General features: G+C 63.9%; 9 protein-coding genes. 6 read left to right on the forward strand and 3 right to left on the reverse strand.

Annotated features, from left to right (window positions below; all coding sequences use genetic code 11):
- The first annotated feature begins 10 nt into the window (after nucleotides 1–10).
- The 4 genes from ACQP2U_RS25470 to ligD all read left to right on the forward strand — a co-directional run bounded on the left by ACQP2U_RS25470 (nucleotide 11) and on the right by ligD (nucleotide 3,804).
- On the forward strand, nucleotides 11–1,111 hold the full coding sequence (locus ACQP2U_RS25470; RefSeq protein WP_364340530.1) for an SPFH domain-containing protein: 1,101 nt from the start codon (nucleotides 11–13) through the stop codon (nucleotides 1,109–1,111).
- 31 nt (nucleotides 1,112–1,142) lie between these two features.
- Nucleotides 1,143–1,541 (forward strand): cold-shock protein, encoded by a 399-nt coding sequence (locus ACQP2U_RS25475; RefSeq protein WP_397029060.1) that lies wholly within the window; start codon nucleotides 1,143–1,145, stop codon nucleotides 1,539–1,541.
- Between the two features lie 167 nt (nucleotides 1,542–1,708).
- Complete coding sequence (locus ACQP2U_RS25480; RefSeq protein ID WP_433709804.1) at nucleotides 1,709–2,794, forward strand: ATP-dependent DNA ligase; 1,086 nt, start codon at nucleotides 1,709–1,711, stop codon at nucleotides 2,792–2,794.
- Nucleotides 2,794–3,804 carry a non-homologous end-joining DNA ligase gene (ligD, locus tag ACQP2U_RS25485; RefSeq protein ID WP_433716578.1) on the forward strand — a complete coding sequence of 337 codons (1,011 nt, stop codon included), beginning with the start codon at nucleotides 2,794–2,796 and terminating at the stop codon, nucleotides 3,802–3,804. Before ACQP2U_RS25480 ends, ligD begins: the two co-directional genes overlap by 1 nt.
- Before the next feature lie 29 nt (nucleotides 3,805–3,833).
- On the opposite strand, the gene ACQP2U_RS25490 is transcribed toward ligD, so the two are convergent.
- Nucleotides 3,834–4,589: a DUF4190 domain-containing protein gene (locus ACQP2U_RS25490; RefSeq protein ID WP_433709805.1), complete on the reverse strand. Its 756-nt coding sequence runs from the start codon at nucleotides 4,587–4,589 to the stop codon at nucleotides 3,834–3,836.
- Between the two features lie 300 nt (nucleotides 4,590–4,889).
- Between ACQP2U_RS25490 and ACQP2U_RS25495 the strand changes: the two genes are divergently transcribed.
- Complete coding sequence (locus ACQP2U_RS25495; RefSeq protein ID WP_433709806.1) at nucleotides 4,890–5,258, forward strand: hypothetical protein; 369 nt, start codon at nucleotides 4,890–4,892, stop codon at nucleotides 5,256–5,258.
- 14 nt (nucleotides 5,259–5,272) lie between these two features.
- Here the strand turns inward: ACQP2U_RS25495 and ACQP2U_RS25500 are convergent, their stop codons facing one another.
- Nucleotides 5,273–5,944: a TetR/AcrR family transcriptional regulator gene (locus ACQP2U_RS25500; protein WP_433709807.1), complete on the reverse strand. Its 672-nt coding sequence runs from the start codon at nucleotides 5,942–5,944 to the stop codon at nucleotides 5,273–5,275.
- On the reverse strand, nucleotides 5,928–7,073 hold the full coding sequence (locus ACQP2U_RS25505; RefSeq protein WP_433709808.1) for an acyl-CoA dehydrogenase family protein: 1,146 nt from the start codon (nucleotides 7,071–7,073) through the stop codon (nucleotides 5,928–5,930). The genes ACQP2U_RS25500 and ACQP2U_RS25505 overlap by 17 nt, the downstream gene beginning before the upstream one ends.
- On the opposite strand from ACQP2U_RS25505, the gene ACQP2U_RS25510 reads away from it, so the two are divergent.
- Nucleotides 7,058–7,363, forward strand: coding sequence for a hypothetical protein (locus ACQP2U_RS25510; RefSeq protein ID WP_433709809.1), 306 nt, complete (start codon nucleotides 7,058–7,060; stop codon nucleotides 7,361–7,363). The genes ACQP2U_RS25505 and ACQP2U_RS25510 overlap by 16 nt on opposite strands.
- The last annotated feature ends 182 nt before the right edge of the window (nucleotides 7,364–7,545 follow it).

Consider the following 7,545-nt stretch of genomic DNA (forward strand, 5'->3'; position numbering starts at 1 on the left):
GGGAGACACAGTGCTGGGTTATCACGTTCCCGATCCTGACGAGGCGATGCTGGTCAGCGGCGGTAAGAGCAAGGACAACGCGCCCTTCGGCGTCGTCATCGGGCGCGGCAAATGGGTGATGCCCTTCTTCCGCAAGGTGAGCTACCTGTCGCTGGCCATGTTCGAGGCCGAGATCAAAGAACGCTGCGTGACCAAACAGGCCATCCAGCTCGAGGTGCGCGCGGTGATCGCGTTCAAGGTCGCCAATGACACCCAGTCGATCGTCAATGCGGCCCAACGCTTTCTGTCCGAACAGGAGCGGGAGATGTCGGTGCTGACCGGGCGCATCTTCTCCGGACACCTGCGCTCGATCGTCGGCTCGATGACGGTCGAGGAGATCATCCGCGAACGCCAGCGGCTGGCCGACGAGGTGCTGGTGGCCTCCAAGGTGGAGATGAGCAACATCGGTCTGTGGGTGGATTCGTTCCAAATCCAATCCATCGATGACGGCAATCTGGGATACATCACCGCACTGGCCGCACCGCACAACGCGGCGGTACAGCGCGATGCGCAGATCGCCCAATCACAGGCAGCCCAGCATGCCGCCGAGGCCGAACAGGAATCGCTGCGCCGCCGAGCCGAATATCAGCGCGAGACCGCCATTCTCCAGGCGCAGTATCAGCAGGATATCGATAAGGCCAATGCCGAAGCGGCACAGGCCGGCCCGCTGGCCGAGGCCAAGGCGATGCAGGAGGTGCTCACCGCACAGGCCGAACAGGCGCGCAAAGAGGCCGAGTTGCGCGAGCAGCAGTTGCAGGCCGAAGTCGTGAAACCCGCTCAGGCCGAAGCGGAACGGGTGCGCATCCTCGCCGTGGCCGAGGCCGATCGGACCCGGATCCAGGCCGAGGCGGCAGCCTCGAACAACCGGATCGCCTTGGACCAGTTGCTGATCGAGCAGCTGCCGGAAATCGTCAAGCAGGCTTCCAACGGCCTGGCGAACGCCAACCTGACGGTGCTCAACGGACCCGACGGCGTCGGCGAATTGGTCAACGGAATGGTCGGTCAGGGCCTGACTGTATTCAATTCGTTACAAAAGGCGCTTTCATCCAACGACGGGGAAAATGCGGGTTAAAGTGGCCGAGTAGCGACGGCGCGAGGAGCGGGTGTTGGTGTCCATCGGGAAATTGGTGTCGTTCGACAGTTCGCGGGGATTCGGGTTCATTCGGCCCGACGATGGTGGTCCGGATGTGTTCGTTCATGTGAACGACATCGGACTGGACGAGGACGAACTGCGTCAGGGGCGGGTGTTCGAATTCGATGTGACCGAGGGTGATCGTGGTCCGAAGGCGATCAATCTCGCCGTGGTCGGCGGTCAACCGCTACCACCCGCTCCTCGGCACAAAAAAGACAGATCCGGCTCCGGCCAGCTGACCGCCACCGAACACAAACGCCTGATCACCGAGCTACTACTGGACGCAAGCCCCGCCCTCACCGCCGGGGAGATCCTCACCATCCGCGACCGCCTGACCGCCTTCGCCGATCAGCACGGCTGGCTGGAATAGCGCGCAGCCTCCCCCCACCTTCTCGGCAGTTCGGGCGGTCCAGGCGAGGTTCACGACCTTGTCGGACCGGCGTTCTACGATCAAGCCACAGCCCCGGCCGCACCGATGAATCCGCGTCGACTGCGACGTCGATATGGGTGAGAAAACGGACCCCCGAGGAGGATGGTGTGGACTTACCCGTAATGCCGCCCGTCAGGCCGATGCTGGCGAAAACGGCGCCCTCGGTGCCACATGAGCCGGGGCTGAGTTACGAACCGAAATGGGACGGCTTTCGCTGCGTGGTGTTCCGCGACGGTGACGAAGTGGAACTCGGTTCCCGCAACGACCGTCCGCTCACCCGCTATTTTCCCGAGGTCGCCGAACTGCTGAAGGCGGCACTGCCGGATAGATGCGTGGTGGACGGCGAAATCGTGGTGGTGACCGATGCGGGACTCGACTTCGACACCCTGCAGAACCGGTTGCATCCGGCGGCCTCCCGGGTGAACAAGTTGGCCAAGGAAACACCCGCAAGTTTCGTCGCCTTCGATTTGCTCGCCCTCGGCGATAAGGATCTGACCGGTGAACCGTTCGCCGAACGCCGACGGCTGCTGGAGACCATTCTCGATACCGAACTCGCCAGGGTGCATCTGACGCCGATCACCCAGGATCCCGCCGTCGCCGAGGACTGGTTCACCCGCTTCGAGGGTGCGGGTTTCGACGGCGTCATGGTCAAGTCGAACGAGCTGGCATATCTGCAGGACAAGCGGGTGATGCTCAAGGTCAAACATGAGCGCACCGCCGACTGCGTGGTGGCCGGTTTCCGCTGGCACAAGGATGGCGAGGGCGTCGGTTCCCTGCTGCTCGGACTCTTCGACGACGCGGGCAATATGCATCATGTCGGGGTGGCGAGCAGTTTCACCGCCGCCAAACGCAAGTCGCTGGTGGATGAGCTGAAACCGTTGCGGGAGAACGCATTGGCGAATCACCCGTGGCGGGAATGGGCCGATGCGGCGGCGCAGGCGAAGGCCGATGGCAAGATGCCGGGCGGGGTGAGCCGGTGGACCGGCGGTAAGGATCTGTCCTGGGAGGCGCTGCGTCCGGAGTTGGTGGCCGAGGTCCGCTACGAACATGTGCAGTCGGGCCGATTGCGGCACGGCGGCAGGCTGGTTCGCTTCCGATCCGATCGCACACCGGAATCGTGTACTTATGCCCAGCTCGACGAAGTCGCACCGGCCGAATTGAGCGCCATCTTCACCGAAGCGCGGGGGCGATGATGAGCGAGTCGATCGATATCGAAGTCGATGGCAGAACCGTCGCCATCAGCAATCCGAACAAGGTCTACTTCACCAAACGCGGTGAGACGAAACTCGATCTGGTGCGGTATTACCAGGCGGTGGCCGAACCGTTCCTGCAGGTGGTGCGCGATCGGCCGCTGCTGCTGGAGCGGTATCCCGATGGTGCGTCCGGTAAGTCGTGGTTCCAGAAGCGGGTGCCGAAATCCGCGCCGGACTGGCTGCACACCGTCGAGGTCGCCACGCCCAATGGCACCACCAGCGACGCCCTTGTCGCCCACGATCTCGCGCACATTCTGTGGGCGGTGAACCAGGGCTGCCTCGGCTTCCACGTCTGGCCCAATCACGTCGACGATCTGAATATCGCCGATGAGCTGCGTATCGATCTGGATCCCTCCCCCGGCATCACCTTCGACGATCTCAAACACGCCGCGGTACTCACCCGCGAGCTGTTCACCGAACTCGGCATCGACTCCCGGATCAAGACCTCCGGGTCGCGCGGATTGCATATTTACGTTGCGCTGGAACCGAAATGGGACGGTTATCAGGTCCGCGCGGCCGCGGTGGCGCTGGCACGGGAATTGGAGCGGCGGCATCCGAACGAGATCACCGCGCAGTGGTGGAAGGAGGAACGCGGCAACCGCGTCTTCGTCGACTTCAACCAGAATGCCCCGCACAAAACGGTTTTCGGCGCGTGGTGCGTGCGCCCGAAGGTCGGCGCGCAGGTCTCGACGCCGATCGCCTGGTCCGATCTCGACACTGTTGTCCCCGAGGAGTTGACCATTGCCACCGTCCCGGCGCGGCTGGCCGAATCCGGTGACCCGTGGGCGCAGCGACCGGCCCAATCCATCGAGCCGCTGCTGAAAATTTCGGAGCGCGATATGGCCGCCGGGCTTATGGACGCACCGTGGCCACCGCAATATCCCAAGATGCCGAACGAGCCGCCCCGGGTACAACCGAGCCGCGCCAAGAAGCCGGAAATGGAAGGCTAGCTACCGGAAGGCTATTGCATCCCCGGACGCTATTCGGTCCATAGCACCCACACCTTGCTCTCACACGTGACCGCGCGCCCGTCCGCGGTGCGGGCACTCTTGGTCGAACCGTCGCATTTGGTTCCTGGCTCTGCGACGGTGCCGCCGACGGTATAGGGACCGTTCCACTGGTAAACACCGCCGCTGGCCAAGCACAGCAGAGTCGTGCCGTCGGCCCCTGTACCGATACGGCCCGGCTCGGTACACACCGTCCCCTTCTTCGGGGCTACCTGGCTGGTCGACGTAGCGGCCGAAGGAGGTGTGATGACGGGCGGCACCGCCGAGGGCTGCACGACAGCGGTCTGGGAGATCGTGGAGGGCAGCGCGACACTCGATACGACCGGAGTCCGGCTCATCCCCGACAGTGCGTCGGAGAAATTACTGCCGGACAGCACGACATATCCGGCGATACCTACCACTTCGATCACACCGAGCAGCAGCGCGCACACCGCCATGGTCTTACCGCGCGGGTGGCTGAACGCGATGAACCCGAAGACGATCGCGACCGGGAAGAGTCCGAGTAGCGCGGCCACCAAGGCGACGATCGCGTACGGGTTGACGATGGGCGGAACCTCGACCCGTAGTCGACCGGCCCTGGGAGCCCGCCGGGTCGGCGGCTCCATCTCCGGCCAGCGGTCGTTGGGATCGCCATCGGGCCACCGGCCGATTGCTCCGGTTTCCGCCTCGTACTCCTCCGGCTGCGCCTCCGGCCAGCGCTCGCGCTCACGGTTATCCGTCCGTGCCATCCAGGTCCCTCTTCCACACCACCAAACCGCGCAGGAACCTCGAACTGCCCGGACCCGCCCCGATACCGACAAAGAATAGGGGCCGACGGCCGCAACATCATCCGAAACGGCCGATCAATCGTCATCAAACCGTAATCGCGAAAGCCATCATGTCAACTCGCCTGTCCTGATCGGTTTCGCAACGATGCGGTTCGAGCAGGGGAGTTACAAACCGGCAAATACCACTCGCGCGGTACGTCATCGAGGTAGATGCTAGTCCCGGGACCAATCTATGCGGCGACTTCGGCACAGGAGGGATCCATGCGCGGTGGCTCCCGTTCGACAGGACGACAATCGCGCCCGTGGCATTCCCACGCGGGCGATCTACTCGGTGACGACTACAACGTTCCCGGCATCATTCTGTGCTTGCTCGGCGTCGTCGCCATGGCGTGCACCCTCACCGCCGCCGGTTACGGTTTCATCGGCTGGACCCGGATCGGCGCGATAGTGACTGCCGCACTGTGGATCACCGGAGTTGGCGCACTGCTGGTCGAGCATCACCGCGAGGAAGTGATCGAGCAGAAGTACGGTCGCACCGGGCACGCGCCGGGCCGTGTGCGGCCCGTCCGCTACAGCGCCACCGAACGCAGGCTCGGGCCCGGTGAAAACCCTTCGGAATCGCCGAAATAGCCGGCGCCGCAGCGTCAGCGCCCCGGATCGACCTTCGGCATGGTTTCGGTCACCAACGTCATCAGCATGTCGGCCAGCAGCACATGTACCTGCTCGCGAGTGAGGGCGCCGCGGGTGATCCATTCCCGGCCCGCGACTTTCACCAGACCACCGAATGCGCGGACCATGGCACGCAATGGCGCACTGTGCGCCGAATCCGCGCGTCCGACCATCAGCAGCATCCGTTCGGCGGCCGCGTCATCGGCCTGATCCAGGATCTGTTGCACCTCCGGATCGTCGCCGACGCCCTCGTGGCTGGTCACCTTGACCCAGGTGCTGCCGTGTTCGGAGATCACATCCAGCAGCCAGTGCACGCTCGCATCGACGCGTTCCCGGTCGGTCCCGGTCGGTGCGACCATATCGTCCAGGCGTGGCAGGGTGACCATCCGGCGCACGACCGCGAGATACAGGTCGCGCTTATTGCCGAAGTAATGGTTGATCAATCCGCGGGCGACCCCGGCGCGCTGCGCGAGCTCCGCGGTGGAGACCGCCGCGTAGGGCCGCTCGCCGAACATGTCGATCGCGCATTCCAGGATCTGTGCGCGTCGCTCGTCCGGTTCCAGCCTGCGCCTGCGCGGCTGCGCCTCGGTGTTGCTTCGAGCGATCAGCAAGCGATCGCTAGCGGGGACCTCAGAGTGACCTGGCAATGAGATCCTTCATAACCTCGTTGCTGCCCGCGAGGATGCGCAGCACGCGGGCACCGGTGTAGAGCTGGGAAATCGGATACTCCGTCATGTAGCCGTAGCCGCCGAACAGTTGCAGGCAGCGATCGACCACAATACCGAGTTGATCGGTCAGCCAGTACTTCGACATCGCAGCGGTGGGAATATCGAGTTCGCCGCGCAGATGTTTGCCGATGCAGTCGTCGAGAAAGATCCGGCTCACCTTGGCGATGGTCGCGCATTCGGCCATCTCGAATTTGGTGTTCTGCATCGCGAACAACGGCTTGCCGAAGGCCTCGCGCCCCTTCGTATATTCAACAGTCAGCTGGACCGCCATCTCCATCATGGCGACCGCGAGGATGCCGGTGACCAGTCGCTCCTGGGCCAGCATCTGCATCATCTGATAGAAGCCCTGACCCTCGACCTCGCCGAGCAGATTCGAGGCGGGCACGCGTAGTCCGTCGAAGAACAGCTCCGCGGTGTCCTGGGCCTTGCCGCCGATCTTGTTGAGGATGCGACCGCGCTTGAAACCCGGGGTGTCGTCGCCGACCTCGGCGAAGATCAGCGAGACGCCCGCCGCACCCTTGGCCGGATCGGTCTTGGCGGCGATGAGAATTCCGTCGCAGAGCCAGCCATTGGTGATGAAGATCTTCGAGCCGGTGATGACGTACTCGTCGCCCTCGCGGACCGCACGGGTCTTGATGTTCTGCAGGTCCGATCCGGTGCCCGGTTCGGTCATGCCGATGGATAGCACCATCTCGCCGGTCGCGGCCTTGGGCAGTACCCGCTGCTTGAGGTCTTCGGTGCCGAAGTGGTGGATATAAGGCGCGATGATCGAGGTGTGCACGGCCATGCCCATGGAGCCGTCACCCGCGAAGGACTGTTCTTCGATGATGGCGGCCTCGTGCGCGAAAGTGCCGCCACCGCCGCCGTATTCGGTCGGGATCGCGGTGCACAGCAGGCCGAGTTCACCAGCCCGGTTGTAGAGGGCGCGGTCGGGATGTCCCTGTGCGACGAACTTCTCCTCGTGCGGGACGACCTCCCTTTCGAAGAAATTCCGCGCCAGCTCCCGGACTGCCTCGACCTCGTCGTCACTCCATGCCGCGCGTGCCATCGCAGAATCCTTTGCTCGATCGCGCGGGCCTGTGGCACCCGCGTCGTGTCATCACATTGGCGCACTATTGGCATGATGTCAACAAAGCGGGCACAGGACAGCTCGGGGCAGGTTTATGGGAGTGCAATGCGGATCAGCCGGTCGGCCGCGCGCCTGGTTCAGGCGATCAGTCTTCGGCCAGTCCGGCGTACACGAACTTCACCGCGCTCGCAGCCGTCGACATGAATCGTCGAGCCACAATCGACAGACAGCAGGAATTCGTCATCGATGGTCTTGCCGGCTGCGAATGACGCACGCTCGACCCGCTGCCCGACTGCACGGGCCTGCGTCAACAACGCCACGGTATGGCTCGCACCCCCGGAAGGAAACCGGCATGAGAATTGCACACCGGGCAACTCCATCGACCTAGCGGGACTATTCGTCCGCGCAGCGACACCGTAGGAGACGTCCACGGACACGGCGACATCTCGCA

It is taken from the genome of Nocardia sp. CA-084685, assembly GCF_050955785.1.
Classification (GTDB): Bacteria; Actinomycetota; Actinomycetes; order Mycobacteriales; family Mycobacteriaceae; genus Nocardia.

What these genes read in the sequence shown, in the direction of transcription:
- ACQP2U_RS25505 (WP_433709808.1), bottom strand. Translation starts at nt 7,073, where the DNA reads ATGGCACGCGCGGCATGGAGTGACGACGAGGTCGAGGCAGTCCGGGAG.
- ACQP2U_RS25495 (WP_433709806.1), top strand. Translation starts at nt 4,890, where the DNA reads ATGCGCGGTGGCTCCCGTTCGACAGGACGACAATCGCGCCCGTGGCAT.
- ACQP2U_RS25490 (WP_433709805.1), bottom strand. Translation starts at nt 4,589, where the DNA reads ATGGCACGGACGGATAACCGTGAGCGCGAGCGCTGGCCGGAGGCGCAG.
- ligD (WP_433716578.1), top strand. Translation starts at nt 2,794, where the DNA reads ATGAGCGAGTCGATCGATATCGAAGTCGATGGCAGAACCGTCGCCATC.
- ACQP2U_RS25510 (WP_433709809.1), top strand. Translation starts at nt 7,058, where the DNA reads ATGCCGCGCGTGCCATCGCAGAATCCTTTGCTCGATCGCGCGGGCCTG.